This is a genomic window from Dyadobacter sp. CY343 (assembly GCF_021390335.1).
Classification (GTDB): Bacteria; Bacteroidota; Bacteroidia; order Cytophagales; family Spirosomataceae; genus Dyadobacter.
Genome location: NZ_JAJUXK010000007.1, coordinates 169,796 through 187,763 on the forward strand (window position 1 = coordinate 169,796; position 17,968 = coordinate 187,763).

Sequence of the window (17,968 nt, forward strand, 5' to 3'; positions counted from 1 at the left end):
TGCTCTTTTAGATTTGCTCAATTCCCTGTAATACTTTCTGTTGCTCAGTCTTTCGGGTATTCCACAACACTTCATTTTCCCCCGAAACACTCAGTTCGATCACCGACCCTTTTCCTACTTCACCCGAAATGATCATGCGGCTGATCGGCCGGCGCAGCATATTCCGGATCACTCCTTTCAATGGTCGCACCCCGTATCTGGGTGTAAAACCCTGCATGGCAATGTGTTTTCTGGCTTCGTCGGTCAGATGCAGAGAGATACCCTGCTTTTCCATTAAATCGGTAAGGCTACGCAAATGAATGTCAAAAATCTTCACCACGTTTTCCTCTGATATCGGCGCGAAAGGCACGATTTCGGTTAATCTGGCAAGAAATTCAGGCCGGAAATATTTGGCCATGATCTCCATCAGGTCGGCCGATTTTGGAATACCTCCCTTATTAAATTCCTGGACAATATGCTCCTGCCCGATATTGGATGTAAAAAGGATCACCGCATTTGAGAAATCGCCTTCTTTACCCAGCCGGTCGTGTAACTTACCTTCGTCGAGTATTTGGAGAAAAAGATCAAAAACAGAAGGGTGCGCTTTTTCTATTTCGTCAAAAAGAACCACTGAATAGGGTTTCTGACGGATTTTGTTCACTAGTAAACCGCCTTCCTCGTAACCCACATATCCCGGAGGCGCGCCGTATAGAAGTGCCGCTGAATGCTCTTCCTTAAACTCCGACATATCAAACCGGATCAAAAAAGATTCGTCATTAAACAGAAAATCGGCCAGTGCTTTCGCTATCTCCGTTTTTCCGGTACCGGTGGGTCCGAGCAGGAAGAAGGAACCGATCGGCTGTCCCGCTTTGATCAAACCCGATCTCGACTCCAAAATCGCTTCGCTCAATGCTTTCACCGCCTGGTCTTGTCCTACCACCCTTTTTTTCAAAACTTCATCGATCCCAAGCAGCTTATCGCGTTCCGAACTTTGCAGCTTACCAAGCGGAATACCCGTTTTATGCGAGATAACCGCCGCTATTTCATTTTTGCCTACGAAATCACTGCGCTGCGCCGCGAGTTGCTGTAATGCGGTGAGTTTGGTATTCAATTCTGTATAAATACCCTCGGCTGTCTCCATTTCCGGCGCGTCCAGCTGGTCCAGTTTCCCGATCAGCAGCGGGCTGAGGCGGTTACCGAGCTGGCATGCAAACCATTTCAGTTCGTGTACCCTTTCCGCCTCGTCGATCGCCATTAATGCATTCAGATCGTTTTGCAATGAAACCAGCTCCTGCTCAGAAACTTCGTCCATGAGCCGCATTGCGGCCATTGTTCTGTCCAGCAGATCCAGCGCCACGTCGGGCAGCCGGCGTTCTTTGATGTACCTTTTTGAAAGCTTAACTGCCTCTGCCGCAACTCCCGGCGCTATTTTAATTCCGTGGTGCGCTTCGTACGAAGGCAGAATGTGCTCGATCATGCGCGTCGCAGTCGCTTCGTCGGGTTCTGCTACGTGCAGTACCTCAAACCGGCGGGAAAATGCTTCATCCTTTTCAATGTATTTCCGGTATTCTTCCGGCGTCGTGGCCCCGATCAATGTCAGCTCGCCTCTCGCCAGTTCGGGTTTCAGAAGCTGCGCTACTCCGGCACCTACAGAGCCTTTCGGATCGAGCAGCATGTGGATTTCGTCAATGAACAAAATCGCTTTATCGAAGGCTTTTATCTCATTTAAAATCCCTTTCAGTCTTTCCTCAATCTCACCTTTGTAAGATGCGCCTGCTACCAGCGCGCCGGTGTCCAGTTCAAGCAACTTTGCATTTTGAAGCAACTGAGGTACTTTTTTATCAAATATCAGTTTGGCAAAACCTTCTACCAATGCTGATTTCCCTACACCCGGCTCGCCTGTGAGGATCACATTGGGCTTGCTTTTACGGCCCAGTATTTCGGCCATTTGCCTTATCTCGTTATCCCGCCCGATCACCGAGCCGATCTTACCTTCGGCTGCATTGCGCGTTTTGTCTGTGGTGTATTTTTCAAGATTCGATGTTCCTGCCTGCGTTTTGGCAGTTTGTCTGGCAACTTCACTTCCCTGCTCCCTGCCATTCCCACTGGCCGAAGTAGTGGTTTGTGTGTGCATAGCCAGCACTTCTTTCTGCGTCAGCGGCAATGATTTGAGCTGATCCGATGAAAACCCAACACCCGGTTTCAGTATCGCGGCCAATGTGCTCAGCGGATCTGTATCCGTATTCAGTTGGAGCGAGATCAATGCAGCCAGTTCCAGCGCAGCAGCTGCGGCTTCGTCGGCGGCCGGATTTTCGGGTACTTTAATGGATTTGGCGCATTCTTCCAGCCGCACTTCGGTCCAGTCACGCAGGTAAGCAATATCTTTTCCCGCCATCACCAGCTCGGAAGCCAGCCCGACGTCATTGTGCAGCAGCCCCATTAAAAGATGCGGCGCACCGAATTTCTCCTGGCGGTACTCCCGTGCAAGTGCCTGTGCGACAGTGATTGCGTATTTAAGTGCTTCGGTTTGCATTGATTCTGGATTCAGGAATGTGTTAAAAACTCATTTTTCACTCAATCACATTTGCATTACCTAGGGTTGGTTCTTTTGTAAAAAGATCATCCGTTCCGTTGCTTTCGCCTTCATTTCCTTGTTGGCGGTTGAAAGCTGCAAGCCGTCATAAATTTGTTTCGCCTGGTCGTAATACACTTTCCGGTCATTTTTGCGAAGATTCCCCTGCGTAAGCAGCTGAAAATAACCTTCCGCTTCCGAGTACCGCAGCCACTCCCGGTAAGTCACGTTCGGGCCGTTTTTGGCTGACATACATTCATCGAGCTGTTTCTGGATCGCCGCCACATCTCCGCCGCCGCCGCCCAATTTTCCTGCGCGGCAATTGTCGAGATCGCGCTGCATCATACCCAGCTTGGTCTGCAACTCCTTGGCTTCACCGCCTCCACCTCCACCGCCGCCACCGCCGCCAGCAGCCGCACCGGCCAAAAGCTGACGTTCCATTCCTTTTATTTCCAGGTCTTTCATATTGATCTGATTGCGCAGATCATTCACCATTTGAACATCTATCCCTTTGCTATCGAGCGTCCGGCGGAGTTCCGCAATCGTTTGCCGGTACGTCACCAGCGCTTCTGTGAGCTTTGCGATACCAGTTGAAAGCCGCTTGTTCTGTTCGTGTGCGGCGGAGTTGGAGAGGTTATTGAAATGGCTCATAATGCCATTGATCCTGCTCTCAATATCAACGAGCTGCGTACGCGCCGTCGCTTTCGACATTTCGTCGGTTGCGCTGCTGTATGCACCGTCGAGCTGAATTACTTTCCTGGCAATGAGGCTTAAAGTATCCGTATCCACCAGCATAGGCGATTGTTCCTCCACGATCAGCCGGTACCGGGTAGTTTCCGATTCCGCCACCGACCCCGGCACCCGCAACAGCAGATAAACCGCCAGCACCGGAAACGTCATCGACAACATATACATCCCCACAAACCGCCCAATCGCCACCTTTCGCTGATTCTTATTTACAGGCTCCATTTGAAAAATTGTTTAATGCTCTTTTATTCCCTTCCTCCTTCTCTCACCCCCAACCCCCTTTGAGGGGGCTTTAAAAGTAACTTCCTCCTTTCCTCCATCCTCCCTTTCCTCCATCTCTCACCCCCAACCCCCTGTGATGGGGCTTTTTGTTGTTGCATGTAAGGATTTCCTCCCTTCCTCCCTTCCTCCCTTTCCTCCTTCTCTCACCCCCAACCCCCTATGAGGGGGCTTTTTGTTGTTGCATGTAAGGATTTCCTCCCTTCCTCCTTTCCTCCATCCTCCCTTTCCTCCCTTACAGCGGACTCCACCGCGATTTCGCTTTCTCCGGCTGCACCGGCGGCTCGTGTACCGGACTTTCAATGATGAAAACCTGCTGTCCTTTTCGTTTCCCAATAAATTCCAGCTGGCTCAGTTTCAGGAAAAGCGCGGCCCACATGTTGTAAAAATTGTCGAGCGTTTTAATGCAGGGTACTATATCGTTGTGATTATAATCGACCTGAATAACCCCGATGATCTGTTTTTCCAGACTTCCTGGCGTATCGTCGGCCCACTCGCCCAGGTAACCTAAGAGTTCCTCTTTCTCGCGGTCGGTCAAACATTCCAACGCGGCGCGGATACTTTGTACGATCTGGATCAGGCAAACTACCATATTGATCGGTTCCTGGTGCGGTAGCAGCCGCTGGTAACTTATATTGGCAATTGAAAACGCATTCACCAATCTTTCTACCAGCATTTGCACACTATCGGAAAGCGTACTTTTCTGACTTTTAGTTTTAATCTTTTGAAGGATCCGAAAGGAATAGGTTTCAATATCATTCAAATAAACCCCAAACCTGTTGTACCATTCGCGCAGACTTTTATGCGAAACGACCGTCCGGCAGGCAGGAATAAAATCGTGTGCGACGCGCAGTTCAGCATTCGTATATTCAATTTTACCAACGATCAGTCCCGCTCCTGTCCACTGTTCCTTGTTGATCAGATCAATGGGCGTCAAATCGATCCGGTAAGTGGGAGTAGTATAAGGATGCCGCACCGGAAGCTCCGTATCCAGCACATTACCAACCTGTTGCCGCTCAAAAAGATTGACACTTAAAATAATATATAACCCGATATTCTTCCCGGGCGCAAAGTGGTATTCATTGGTAATATTTGTCAGCGAGGTGTCCAGTTTCACCTGATCGGCGGCAGTTACTTCCAGCAAACTTCCGTCCGGCGTGATCGCATTGCATTGCTCAATTCTGATCCGGATCTGCAAACTGGCGTCGCCCAAAACCTGCATTTCCAGCGATTCCCGGTTGTCTTTTGAAAACAGGCCATAATTAAGTGGCGTTTGAAAAATCGCCTGCGCCTTCCGTACCTGCCCGGTGTGGTAATTATCCGTTTCGATAAAATGCTGACGGGCGATCTTCATGCCGTCAACCCAATTCACAGCCATGTGGCGGTTCTCAGCCATATTAATCCAATTTCGTAAAGTGCTACATCTTCATCGCCGCCTTCACAAGCCCGATCACCGACCGGACATTAAATTTGCGAAACAGGCTCCGGCGGTACGCTTCCACGGTTGAAATGCTCACGCCCAGCTTCTCAGCTATCTCTTTCGAGCTTAGCTCATCCATGATCAGGTTGAGGATTTCCGTTTCGCGCTTTGTCAGTTCCATAATTGAAATACTTAGACAAAGTTGCCGGTTCGGGAACGTGAAATCAATCGGCAGATACCCTGATTTTCAACGATATTTACCCTGATTTTTCTAAGGGTTTTTAGGAGGATTTTTAAGGGTTTTCCATGATAAAATTCATGAAAACTAGACGACGCCCATTCTGACAGCTATTTTCGTCAGGCCCACCGAATTCTTGACACCTAGCTTATGAAACAGATTCCTGCGGTGCGTTTCCACTGTTTTATCGCTGATACAAAGCTCATTGGCGATCTTGTTGGTAGAATATTCACTAGCCACCAGCCGTAGTATTTCCACTTCTCTTTTACTCAAAAAATCCCTGGTAGTAGGCGCCGGTTCCTGGGTGTACAAGTCGAGAGAGCTTTCCGCAAGTTTGAGCATTACCTCTTGTCCATAGTAAACTTTCCCCTCAGAAACAGCCCTGACAGCCCTTTCCCATTCATCCAGCTCAGATTCAAAAACAATATAACCACTCACTCCCGACCTCACCACTTCCCTCACCGACTCGGCAGAAGGGCTCGGTGCGAGCAGCAAAAATTTGAGGTTTGGGTGCATTTTCCGGATTTTCAGGATCTGATCGGCGGTATGGTCCGATTGATGGGCGAAGGCTACGACGATATCTACGTCTTTCAGATAAGGGAGCTGCGTGATTTGTTCGAGGCTATTGCATTTACCTACCAGCTCAATGTAAGACCTTTTCCTTAACCACTCGGCCACCGCTTCGCATTCCAAAGGATGGGGATGCACCAGGCAGGCATGCGTGATAGATTGTTCCATTTTTTCGGGGTTGAGTAATAGATATTGAAGAATTCAAAGGTAGTCTTACGTGCCTCCCCGCGTCAATACGGTAAAGTACAGAAATGACTAAGTAAGATTACCCGGTTTCCTGAAAAGCTGTCAATAAGTGCAGTCTAACCGGTTTTTCTACTCGTTTTCGCAAAGTTGGCACCTATAAGGAATACCCTTACATGGATACACTTACTGATATCTATATACGTTGGAGCCGATTTTTAGCTAATGGTAAAAAATAGCGTAATACTACCTGCACAAGTAGTAAGAATATTTCGCAGTACCCTTTTGTTCAGCAACCGACAGCCTTGAAATAAAATTATTTGCACAATTAATATAAATTTGTCGGAGTTAAGTCACTATTGTGCCGCGCTACCTGAACCCGTCATGACTGACAATTTTGAGAATGAACAGCTTATTGAAGCATTGCAGGGAGGAAGCGAAGATGCTTTCACTGTGATCTACCAGCGATACTGGTATAAGATGTTCCTGGTCGCATACCGAAAGCTCCAGAGCAAGGAAGCCGCCGAAGAAATTGTGCAGGATATATTCATGCGGCTCTGGCGCGAACGGGCCACCGACAGGATCATCAATCTCGACTATTATCTTTTTTCTGCTGTCCGCTACGAGGTTGTAGACCATATCCGAGGTAATATTTCCAAAGAAGCGTATCTCAGTCAAACACCCGATTTCTCTGCGTTGGGCGAATGCAATATTGAAAACCAGATCGCATTAAGCGAGCTGATCACTGCGATTGACGAGGGTTTGCATATTCTTCCTGAAAAATCCCAGGAAATCTTCAAGCTCTATCGCTTCGAACACTGGCCGCTTGCCCGTATTGCGAAACATTTCAAGCTGTCTGAAAAAGCAGTTGAATACCATCTTACCAAAGCCACCAAGTCTGTTCGCAGTTACCTCAAACAGACGCTTTCCATTTTACTGGCTTTTGTCTCTCCCTTTCTCCAATAGGTTTCTGATTTGTATTAAAAAAACAATTTCATCTCTAATAGGACGCTAACCTATAATTTTTAGAAGATTTTCTAAACTTATTTAGGGAATAGGTGCCTTTCTGCGGCTTATGTAAAAGAATACATCAAGCCTTTCAATGAACAATCAGGAAATCCAGTCTCTGCTGCTCAAATACCACAACGGAGATTGTACACAAGAGGAAATTGCGAAGATCCACCTCTGGTACGACAAGCTGAACGAAGAGTCTCTTCTTACACTCGACGCAAACGAACGTGAGCAGACAGAAGACCGCATTCTCGGAAATATCCGGACAGAGATCAATGAGGAGAAATTATATCAGAAAATATTAGTTAAAAAATGGTGGCGCAGCGGCACAACCTACGCATCGGCAGCGGCGGTCATTATTGCTATTGGCTGCTGGGTATTCCTTGGCAAAGCAAGTTCCCGCGAGGTGATCAGCCAGGAAAAGATATTGGTACAAGCTCCTGCCGGACAACTTATTACCCGCGTCAACAATTCTGACAGCACTCAGAAAATTCGCCTGGAAGACGGAAGTACCGTCACACTCAGCCCCCGCAGCCGCATTATGTACCCCCGCACATTTGCCAAAGATCAGCGCGACGTGCAGCTCGTGGGCAATGCATTTTTTGAAATCACTAAAAATCCGGACAAACCATTTTTCGTATACAGCGGCAAGTTGATCACGCGCGTGCTGGGTACCAGTTTCCGGATCAAGACCAATGCGAAAGACCAGGCGCTGGAAGTGGAAGTGGTGACGGGTAAGGTTTCGGTATTTGAAAACAATGATTCTTTCGCTGAAAATACGGCCAGCCCGCATTCCAACGGCGTAATCCTGACGCCAAATCAGCGGGTTACCTATTTCCCCGAAAGCCGGCACTTGATGACCGGGCTGGTAGTGGAGCCGGTGAAGGCAAATGTAGCTACTGACGATTTGCGGCCGGTTTTCAACAATATTGGAATGGGCAAGATCGTGGAGGCGCTGCACGAAAGCTATGGTATCGAGATCGTTTTTGCCAACGACCGAATTGCCGAATGCACCTTCACAGGCGATATGACCGATTTATCCCTCTACGAAAAGCTCGACCTGATCTGCGGATCGGTGGGCGCAGATTACGAAGTAAAAGGAACGCGCATTCTGATCAACGGCCGCGGCTGCGACTAAACCTAAACCCCTAACCCCTGAACTATGCTGAGAAAAAACCTGAGCTAAACAAAAAACCGATAGTGCGTCAACACTACCGGCCTTTATTACAGCCTGCATGAGCGATCCTGGACAGAGAGAACATGCGGCCAACGTCCTGTTTTTACAAATAGAACCTTCAAAATTATGCAAAGAAACCTACAATTAAAATGGTGTGCAGCACTGTGCATTGTCATGAAAATATCGCTCGCCCAAATCCTTTTTGCAGTGATCTGCACCAGCCTGACTTACGCGGCCGGTGAGAGCCGCGCACAGGAAATTATGGATCGACAAGTTACAATCCACGCGCGGGACGCCGAGTTGAAAGACGTGCTGCGCGACCTGGAAGCGCAGGCCGAAATCAAGTTTGCTTACAGTCAGAAAGCGATCAAAGCGGAGCGTACGGTCAATATCCATATTGTAAACCAAAAGCTGGGCGCGGCGCTTACGACACTTTTCGAGCCGCTGAATATTTCGTACCAGCTTACGTCGGGCCGGATATTGCTGACTTCGCCAACCGGAGCTGCTCTGCCGCCGGTACAGATTGAGAAAACCGAGGACGCCGCGATGCCCGCTGCCGAGGTGATCAAGGGAAAAGTTACCGACGAAACGAGCGCGGGCCTGCCGGGTGTGAGTGTGGTTTTAAAAGGAACACAAAAAGGGACTACTACCAATTCAAACGGCGATTTTGAAATAGATGTACCCCAGAGAGCAGGCGCAGTGCTGGTATTCAGCTTCGTAGGGTACAAGCCGCAGGAACTGGCGATTGATAATCGAAGCTCTATTGCGGTGGTGATGGAACCGGAAAACAAATCGCTCGAAGAAATCGTCGTGATCGGTTATGGCGCTGTCAAGAAAAGTGACCTTACTGGCTCAGTTTCCAGCATTAAGAGCGAGGCGATCCGGGAAATGCCTGTGACTTCGGTCGATCAGGCGATCCAGTCGCGGGCGCCGGGTGTGCAGGTGACGCAAACTTCCGGCGCGCCGGGTGGCGGTATTTCGATCCGCGTGCGCGGGGCGAACTCCATCAACAGTGGTAGCGAGCCGCTATATGTGATCGACGGATTCCCGATGTATCCCGACAATACCGCACTTGGAACCAGCGGAAACCGCCAGCCTACTAATGCGATGGCATCCATTAACCCTAACGAAATTGAGTCCATTGAAATACTGAAAGATGCTTCTGCGACCTCCATTTACGGTTCACGCGGCGCAAACGGTGTTATTTTGATCACGACCAAACGCGGGAAAGAAGGCCAGAGCAGCGTGGACTACGACGGTTCCTATTCATTCCAAAGTATTGCCAATAATGTAGATGTGCTGAATGGCGGGGACTATATGCGGTATATCAATCTCCTCGAAAAAAGTCAGGGTGGTAATCCACGCTATTCCGACCAGCAAATCGCCCAGATCGGCAAAGGTACTGACTGGTGGGATGTGATTTCAAGAACCGGCGGGCTGTCCAATCACCAGCTTTCTTTCACAGGAGGTACTAAGGGAATGCGCTATGCATTTGTAGGTAACTACCTTGACAACAAAGGGATTATCAAGAATACAAATTTCAACAGGTACGGTTTCAGGATGAACCTGGACAACGACTTTTTGAAAGGAAAAGCGACGCTGAGCAATAGCTGGTCTTTCAACCGCTCGGGAAGTAGTAATGTGCCTACTGACCGCGGTGGACCGGGTGGTATAGTCATTTCCGCATTAGGTCTCGATCCCACCGTGGGTGTTTTTGATGATCTGGGCGGCTATCAATATGCGAGCTATGATCAGCGCTTTTTGACAAATCCACTTGCAGAGGCAACGGAGGGTTATGACAAAGACTGGACGAATCGCTTGTTTGGAACTACCGCATTGACCATTAATATTTTGGACGGACTGAAATTCAGAACCAGTCTGGGTGTCGATTTGGTAAATGCACGCCGCACGACTTTTTACAACAACTTCACTTACCTCGGCCGCCAGAATGACCGGGAACTGCAAAAAGCCAACCGGAACAGTAATAACATCCTGAACGAAAACATATTAAGTTATAATAAAGAAGTCGCAAAAGGGCATTTTCTGGATGTGACGCTGGGTTATACTTATCAAAAAGAGGTCAACTATTTTGAATCCGTAGCGACCCGCGGCCTGCCTTCTGACGATGTGGAGGCTGTGAATATGCAAAATGGAAGCCGCCCGCTGGTGCCTGTTTCAGGGCGTCTTGAATGGGAGCTGCTTTCGTATTTAGGCCGTTTGAATTACAATTTTAAAGACCGCTACCTGCTTACCGTTACATTGCGCCGCGACGGTTCCTCCAAATTTGGACCTAACAACAAATGGGCAACATTCCCCTCGGCTGCATTGGGCTGGCGTGTTGTCAATGAGAATTTCTTCAAAAATTCAGGACTTGCTTCTGTATTTGACGATTTCAAAATCCGCGCGAGTTATGGTTTAACTGGTAACTCTCAAATTCCGGTTTACCGCTCAATAGCTGGTCTGGTACCTTACAATTATGTCCTTGGTGGCACACCTACATTGGTTTCAGGTTACGGGCCAAACCGTATTTCAAACAACGATTTGAAATGGGAAAGTACTTCCATGACCAATATCGGTCTTGATTTTACATTGCTCTCAAACAGGCTGAGTCTTACTGTTGATGCATTTCAAAATAAAACCACCGATTTGCTCCTCGACGTGTCTATTCCCCAAAGTACCGGTTTCAGTATCATTATGCTGAACTCCGGTTCGCTGACCAACAAGGGACTGGAATTCTCTGCCAATTATAAGTTAATGAGTTCCAATACATTCAGCTGGGACGTGAGCGGCAATGTTTCCATTCTTCGTAACAAAATCCTTGACCTTGGTAAAAGCACACCATTTTTCGCGGGTAGTACAAGCAGTCACCTCGGTGTATTGGGAAGCTGGGTGGAAGCCGGCAATCCGATCGGTGTGTGGCGGGGATACAATTATGTCGGGTTGTTTCAAAGTGAAGAAGAAGGAAAAAGTTACTCAGCAAAAGCAGGTTATCCTAAATATGAGGACGTAAATGGTGATGGAAAATACACGACCGACGATTTTAAGATCATCGGCGATCCTAATCCGAAACTGACCTGGGGCTTTAATACAACCCTCAAATACAAAGGATTTGACCTGGCCATATTTTTCAGGGGTGTGCACGGTAACCAGGTCCGGAACCTACAACAATCTGAAATGGGCGACGGGGTGCAGAAGATCAACCAGATCGGGAATATCCTGACAGATTCGTGGACACCGGAAAACCCAAATGCGCCACGACCGGTGATCGACGGGCGGAGAGATTTTATTTCCTTCCGCAGATCATCGTTTTTCATTCAGGACGGTTCTTTTGTGCGGTTGCAAAACTTGTCCCTGGGCTATTCGGTACCGCTGAAAACCAAGTACATCCGCACTGTCAGAATGTACGCCAGCGGCCAGAATTTATTCCTGATCACAAAATACAAAGGATTTGATCCTGAGGTAAATAACCAGGGTCAAAACAACCTGAACCGCGGCGACGATTACGATGCATATCCCCGCGCAAGGATGTATACAGTTGGCCTGAACCTGGGTTTTTAAGTCCATTCATTTGTACCTCAGACTTTTACAAAAATGAAAAATATACTATTACATAAATCCCGGGCATTTTTCCTGATCCTTTCGCTCCTGAGCGTTGCCGGTTGTTCAGACCTTAAAGAAAAACCTGATTTTATTAATCCGGACACGTTTTACAAATCGGCCAACGAACTGAAATTGGGTGTTAATGCGGTTTACGACGATTTGAATTCGGGCGGTTTCGGCTTTTTTTATGACAGATATGTATTTGAATGTCTGATCGGCGGCTACCAGGTAGGCTGGGAAAAGGGGCCGTTGCAGTTCAATCTCGGCAATGTAAATCCGGCGGATGAATACATTGAAGCTTACTGGGGCATTTGCTACCGGTCGATCAACCGCGCGAATGCGATCATCGAAACTGCCGAAGCTATGAAAGATCCGAGCAATCAGGCGCTGATCGACAGATTACGAGGCGAGACTTTGTTTTTGAGAGCGTTTTACTATTACGGTCTGCTCAGCTATTTCGATGATGCTCCGCTTTCTATTAAATCAACCAAAAACATCACCGAGCTTCCTTCCAACAGCGGTGGTAACCGGGCTATTATTGACCAGATCTATGCAGATACAAAGGCTGCGATCGAGCTGCTTCCTGCCAGTTACACAGGCGTTGATATGGGCCGTGCGACGAAATGGGCGGCAAAATCCGTGCTCATGAAAGCCCAATTGTGGGATGAAAAATGGGCCGATGCCAAAGTGACTGCGGAGGATATTATCAACAACAGCGGTATCACATTGTATCCCGATTTTGCGCACAATTTTGACCTGGCACATGAAAATATGGGCGAACGTATTTTTGAAGCACAGGTATCGGCCACGGCCAGTCCCAACGAATATAGCCAGCATTCGGCGCACTTTAACCCCGAAGATTTTCCAAGTGAACTGGGCGGCTCGGGATGGAGCTGGATCAGTACGACGCAGGAATTCCGCGCGGCTTACGATCCCAAAGACAAGAGGATTGCAGGTACATTCATTGAAACCTACCCGACCGGCCGTTTTGGAAAAATCAACGGAACCTACCCGATGGTAACGTGGAGCCCGAAAGCGGACTACAATCTGTCGCGTTTTGGAGGGGTGGTAAAATCAGATGCGAATCCCAAAGATCCTGCGCAGATGATCTTTGGCAAAGCGTGGTCCAACAAGATCGCTGAGCTCGACAGGCGGAACTCGGCCACCGAGAAAAACACGATCTACATTCGTTTATCCGATATTCTGCTGGGGCATTCCGAAGCTTGCAACGAAAGCGGGCAGGGTGACCCTTATGCTTCTATCAACAAAGTGCGCGAGCGCGCCGGCATTCCTGCATTGAAGGGTTTGACCCAGGCTACTTTGCGTGACGCGATCATTCAGGAACGAATGCAGGAGTTTGTGTTTGAGCAGGTGATGTATCCTGAGCTGCGCAGAAAAAGCAAATTCGGCGGACCTATTGACTATCTCGGCAAGGAAATCAAACATTTTGCCCAGAAATACAATGTGGACCGAGTGCCAAAAGCGAAGGATTATGTGTTGCCACTGCCTGTAAAAGAGCTGCTTGGCAACCCGAATGTGAAGCAAAATGCAACGTGGCAGTAAATGCAGCGTTCTAAGTAAAGCATTGGCGATAAATACTTTTAAAGATTGTAAATTGGTATTGTTGATGATTTTGACAAATAGAATAGCAAAAGGATGGTGAGTAACAGAATTTTTATTGGTGCAGGAGTTCTGATCGTTGCTATATCTTCCTTTCTCTGGTTTTCGGGCTCAGCAGGCTCTTCGTCGGTGGATTATAATGCCGATGTGAAGCCTATTTTGAATAAACATTGCATGGGTTGCCACGGGGGAGTGAAGAAGGCGGGGGATGTGAGTTTCCTTTTTGAGCACGAAATGCTGGAACCCGGCAAGTCGGGCAAGATACCTGTTGTCCGCGGCGACGCGCACGCCAGCGAGATGATCCGGCGGATATTAAGTGACGATCCTGACGAGAAAATGCCTAAAAACGGCACGCCTCTGAATGATGACGAGGTTGATATCCTCACAAAATGGATCGACGAGGGAGCAAAGTGGGAAACGCATTGGTCTTACAAGCAAATAGAAAAGCCCGAAGTGCCTTCGCTGAACGGCTTTAGCAATCTGTTTGGTTTATTAAATACCGGCGATAAAAAGTGGGCTACGAATGAGATTGACCATTTTGTTCTGGATAAATTAAAAGACAAAGGGCTGAAAGTATCCCCCGAAGCCGATCGCGCGACATTAATCCGCCGCGTGAGCCTGGATTTGACCGGCTTACCTCCGACTGAAAAGCAGGTAGTTGATTTTGTAAATGATAAATCGGAAAATGCTTACGAAAAGGTCGTTGACAGGTTGCTGAAATCGCCGGGTTATGGCGAGCGCTGGACTTCTATGTGGATGGATCTGGCGAGGTATGCGGATACAAAAGGTTACGAAAGTGACGGCGGACGGACCATGTGGCGTTACCGGGATTATGTGGTCAAATCTTTCAATCAGGACAAACCTTTTGACAAGTTTACGATCGAGCAGCTTGCCGGGGATTTGCTTGAAAAGGACAAAGACGGTTTCCCGCTGGAAGAGAATATGATCGCGACCGGCTACCACCGGAATACGATGACGAATAATGAAGGCGGTACCGACGATGAAGAGTTCCGCACCGCCGCGCAGATTGACCGGGTGAATACGACCTGGGAAGTTTGGCAGGGGACTACTTTCGCGTGCATTCAATGCCACAGCCACCCTTACGACCCGATCCCGCACGAGGATTATTACAAGTACATGGCGTTTTTTAACAATACCCGTGACGAAGATGTGTGGGATGAATGGCCAAAGATGCGTTTTTATAAAGGCGAAGATTCAGCCCGGGTTGAGCGCGTGAAAAGTTGGATCAGGGAAACCAAACCGGAACAACTGCCGGAAGTAACGCAGTTTATGAAGGTGATGGAGCCAAAGATCAATGCGCACAATTTCATAAAAGGCGATCAGTCGACGGTATTGCTGATCTCTTATTATGGTGTAAAAAACAACGGAAACGCACGTATTGCGCAGGTGGACCTTTCCAATGCTGATAATGTGGTGATGAATATTGCTACTAAGGCGGAAAATGCGGTTTTATCCCTGCATCTGGACAAACTGGACGGACCTGTTATTTCAGAAATCAAAGTACCGGCGAGAGACTCTGTGATCATTGCGCCTATTGCGAAAACAATGGGCAAACACGATGTTTTTCTTTCGCTAAAAAGTCCGAAATCTCCCGACGAATGGGTGCGCATTACCTGGATGTCGTTTCAAAAAGCATTGCCGGGAAATGACAAGCCGGAATACCAGCAAATCGTCGCTGACTATGCTACTCTGTTGACGCACCAGGCGGAGAGTATGCCGGTGATTTGGGAAGGGAAAGGTGATTTTGCTCGCAAAACGAATGTTTTTGTGAGGGGTAACTGGATGGTAAAAGGCGCAGAAGTGAAACCTGACGTGCCTAAGCTGCTCGCCCCAATGCCGAAAGATGCGTCGAAAGACCGGGTTGGGCTGGCAAAATGGATCGTGAGCCGCGATAATGCATTGACTTCGCGCGTGATCGTGAACCGTTTCTGGGAGCAACTATTTGGCAAAGGTATTGTGGAAACGGTTGAAGATTTCGGCTCGCAAGGTGCAGAACCCACGCATCCGGAATTGCTCGACTGGCTGGCTGTGAAGTTTATGGAAGAGGATAAATGGAGCATTAAAAAGATGTTGAAAACGATCGTGATGTCTTCAACTTACCGGCAAAGCTCCAAAACCGATGAGTACAAGTTGGATAAAGATCCTTACAATATCTGGATCTCGCGCGGGCCGCGCGTGCGCCTGAGCGCCGAGCAGGTGCGTGACCAGGCTTTGGCTTGCAGTGGGTTGATTTCGGATAAAATGTACGGTCCTGGCGTGATGCCGCCGCAGCCTGACAAGATCTGGCAATCGCCTTACAGCGGTGAAAAGTGGACTTTGAGCGAAGGCGAGGACCGGTACCGGCGCGGCGTTTACACTTACTGGAAACGCACTGCCCCCTATCCTTCCATGGTTACATTCGATGCGCCCAGCAGGGAATTCTGTCAATCGAGAAGAATTTTGACAAATACTCCTTTGCAGGCATTGGTAACGCTCAACGATCCTGTATTCCTGGAAGCGGCTGAAAACCTGGCTACGAAAATGCAGAAACGCGGTAAAACACCGGAGCAGCAATTGAAAGAAGGCTACCGCATGCTTACATTCCTGCCTATTGAGCAGAAGAACCTGAATGTGCTGGTTAAAGTGTACAACCAGGCCCTCGATGCTTACAAGAAGAAGCCCGTTGAAGCAGATAGTATTTTGGTTTACGGGAAAGAAAGGACACCAGAGTTAGCTGCGCTGACGATATCAGCGAATGTGATGCTGAATCTGGATAATGTGATTACGAAGGAGTAGCTTTTGAGGGGGGCGGGAGGCGGAAGTCTGATGCTCATGTTTTTGCCCTTTATCCGTCGACTGAAGTCGACGGAAATTGATTAGGCGAATTCGATAGTAGCGATGGCCCGGGCGGAACGCCCCAGGCCTAAAAATAAAAAAATCAATTGCCCCGGATTTAGGCCTTTAGCCGTCGACTGAAGTCGACGGAAATTGATTGGGGGAATTCGATAGTAGCGATGGCCCGGGCGGAACGCCCCAGGCCCACAACACAAAAATCAATTGCCCCGGGCTTCAGCCCGGGGATTCATAGAGATGGAAAAGCTGAGAAAGGAATTACAACATGCGACGTTGCTGCATCAAACCCGGCGGCATTTTTTGCAGTCCGTTGGGTTTGGGCTGGGGGCTTTGGGATTAGGTACGATGCTGGATTCTTGCGGGACTTCTTCCGCGGCCGATAGTCCGGTGGGGAATATTGCTCAATCGCGCATTCCGCAATTTGCTCCAAAGGCCAAGCGCGTCATTTATATTCACATGGCGGGAGCACCTTCGCAGTTAGAGCTTTTTGATTATAAACCCGAATTGCTCAAATACCACGGGAAGGATTGTCCGGCTGAGTTTTTGGAAGGGAAAAAATTTGCATTCATACAAGGTGTCCCCAAAATGTTGGGCCCGCAAAGTCGCTTCGCGCAGTACGGACAGTCGGGTGCGTGGATGTCGGATTATGTGCCTTACTTACAAACTGTTGCCGATGAGATCACTTTTCTCAAAGCAATGCACACCGACCAGTTTAACCACGCTCCGGCGCAGTTGCTGATGCACACTGGTAGTCCAAGATTGGGCAGACCAAGTCTGGGCGCGTGGTCCGTTTATGGATTAGGGTCTGAGAATCAAAATCTGCCTGGATTTATTGTACTCGCTTCTGGCGGGCAGCAGCCTGACGCGGGAAAGAGCGTTTTTGGTAGCGGCTTTTTGCCCTCAGTATATCAGGGTGTGCAATGCCGCACGGGCGGCGATCCGGTTTTGTATGTGAGTGACCCGAGCGGCATGAACCGGGACATGCGCAAGCAGACCATTGAGGCAATTAACGAAATCAATAAGCAGACTTACGAAGACGTAAAAGATCCCGAAATCCTGACCAGGATAAGTCAATACGAAATGGCCTTCCGGATGCAAATGTCCGTACCAGAGGTGATGGATGTTTCGAAAGAGCCGCAATTTATACTGGATATGTACGGGGTGAAGCCGGGCGAAGGGACTTTTGCGATGAACTGTCTGCTGGCCAGGAAACTGGTTGAAAACGATGTGCGGTTCGTGCAGCTTTTCGACTGGGGCTGGGATGGGCACGGTACTTCCAAAGATCACAATGTAGAAGGCGGCCTCCGTCAGAAATGCCGCGAATCGGATCAGCCTGTTGCAGCGCTGATCAAAGATTTGAAGATGCGCGGGCTTTTGGAAGAAACCCTCATTATCTGGGGCGCAGAGTTCGGCCGCACGCCGATGCAGGAAAATAGAAATGGATTGGTAATGCCTTATATGGGCCGCGACCACCATTTAGACGCATTCACGATGTGGATGGCAGGCGGCGGCGTCAAGCAGGGATTTTCGCACGGCGAAACCGACGAACTGGGTTACTACGGCACAAAAGGCAGAGTGCATGTACATGATTTACAGGCTACTATCCTGCATTTAATGGGTTTTGACCACGAAAAATTCACCTATCCCTTCCAGGGGAGAAACTTCCGGCTTACCGACACGGAGGGAAAAGTTGTTAAAGAAGTACTCGCTTAGGAAATC

The 17,968-nt window shown here is 48.6% G+C and carries 11 protein-coding genes; 6 read left to right on the top strand and 5 right to left on the bottom strand.

The window, feature by feature from the left end; genetic code table 11:
* Positions 1-7: 7 nt before the first annotated feature.
* From LZG94_RS22710 to LZG94_RS22730, 5 genes are all read right to left on the bottom strand, one after another.
* Entirely contained in the window at positions 8-2,512 is a 2,505-nt protein-coding gene (locus LZG94_RS22710) for an ATP-dependent Clp protease ATP-binding subunit (protein ID WP_233793977.1), read from the bottom strand.
* Between the two features lie 60 nt (positions 2,513-2,572).
* Entirely contained in the window at positions 2,573-3,520 is a 948-nt protein-coding gene (locus tag LZG94_RS22715; RefSeq protein WP_233793978.1) for a hypothetical protein, read from the bottom strand.
* A 292-nt stretch (positions 3,521-3,812) separates the two neighbouring features.
* Complete coding sequence (locus LZG94_RS22720; protein WP_233793979.1) at positions 3,813-4,973, bottom strand: hypothetical protein; 1,161 nt, start codon at positions 4,971-4,973, stop codon at positions 3,813-3,815.
* 22 nt (positions 4,974-4,995) lie between these two features.
* On the bottom strand, positions 4,996-5,178 hold the full coding sequence (locus tag LZG94_RS22725) for a response regulator transcription factor (RefSeq protein ID WP_215236243.1): 183 nt from the start codon (positions 5,176-5,178) through the stop codon (positions 4,996-4,998).
* 144 nt (positions 5,179-5,322) lie between these two features.
* Positions 5,323-5,973 (bottom strand): response regulator transcription factor, encoded by a 651-nt coding sequence (locus LZG94_RS22730; protein WP_215236242.1) that lies wholly within the window; start codon positions 5,971-5,973, stop codon positions 5,323-5,325.
* A 399-nt stretch (positions 5,974-6,372) separates the two neighbouring features.
* Between LZG94_RS22730 and LZG94_RS22735 the strand changes: the two genes are divergently transcribed.
* The 6 genes from LZG94_RS22735 to LZG94_RS22760 all read left to right on the top strand — a co-directional run bounded on the left by LZG94_RS22735 (position 6,373) and on the right by LZG94_RS22760 (position 17,962).
* Entirely contained in the window at positions 6,373-6,954 is a 582-nt protein-coding gene (locus LZG94_RS22735; RefSeq protein WP_233793980.1) for an RNA polymerase sigma factor, read from the top strand.
* A gap of 136 nt (positions 6,955-7,090) precedes the next feature.
* Positions 7,091-8,137, top strand: a complete 1,047-nt coding sequence (locus LZG94_RS22740; protein ID WP_233793981.1) for a FecR family protein — start codon at positions 7,091-7,093, stop codon at positions 8,135-8,137.
* Positions 8,138-8,302: 165 nt separating this feature from the next.
* Positions 8,303-11,734, top strand: a complete 3,432-nt coding sequence (locus tag LZG94_RS22745) for a TonB-dependent receptor (protein WP_233793982.1) — start codon at positions 8,303-8,305, stop codon at positions 11,732-11,734.
* 33 nt (positions 11,735-11,767) lie between these two features.
* On the top strand, positions 11,768-13,339 hold the full coding sequence (locus LZG94_RS22750; RefSeq protein ID WP_233793983.1) for a RagB/SusD family nutrient uptake outer membrane protein: 1,572 nt from the start codon (positions 11,768-11,770) through the stop codon (positions 13,337-13,339).
* A gap of 93 nt (positions 13,340-13,432) precedes the next feature.
* Positions 13,433-16,192: a DUF1553 domain-containing protein gene (locus LZG94_RS22755; protein ID WP_233793984.1), complete on the top strand. Its 2,760-nt coding sequence runs from the start codon at positions 13,433-13,435 to the stop codon at positions 16,190-16,192.
* Positions 16,193-16,486: 294 nt separating this feature from the next.
* The gene (locus LZG94_RS22760; RefSeq protein WP_233793985.1) at positions 16,487-17,962 is read left to right on the top strand and encodes a DUF1501 domain-containing protein; all 1,476 of its coding nucleotides are present in this window, start codon (positions 16,487-16,489) and stop codon (positions 17,960-17,962) included.
* Positions 17,963-17,968 lie beyond the last annotated feature (6 nt).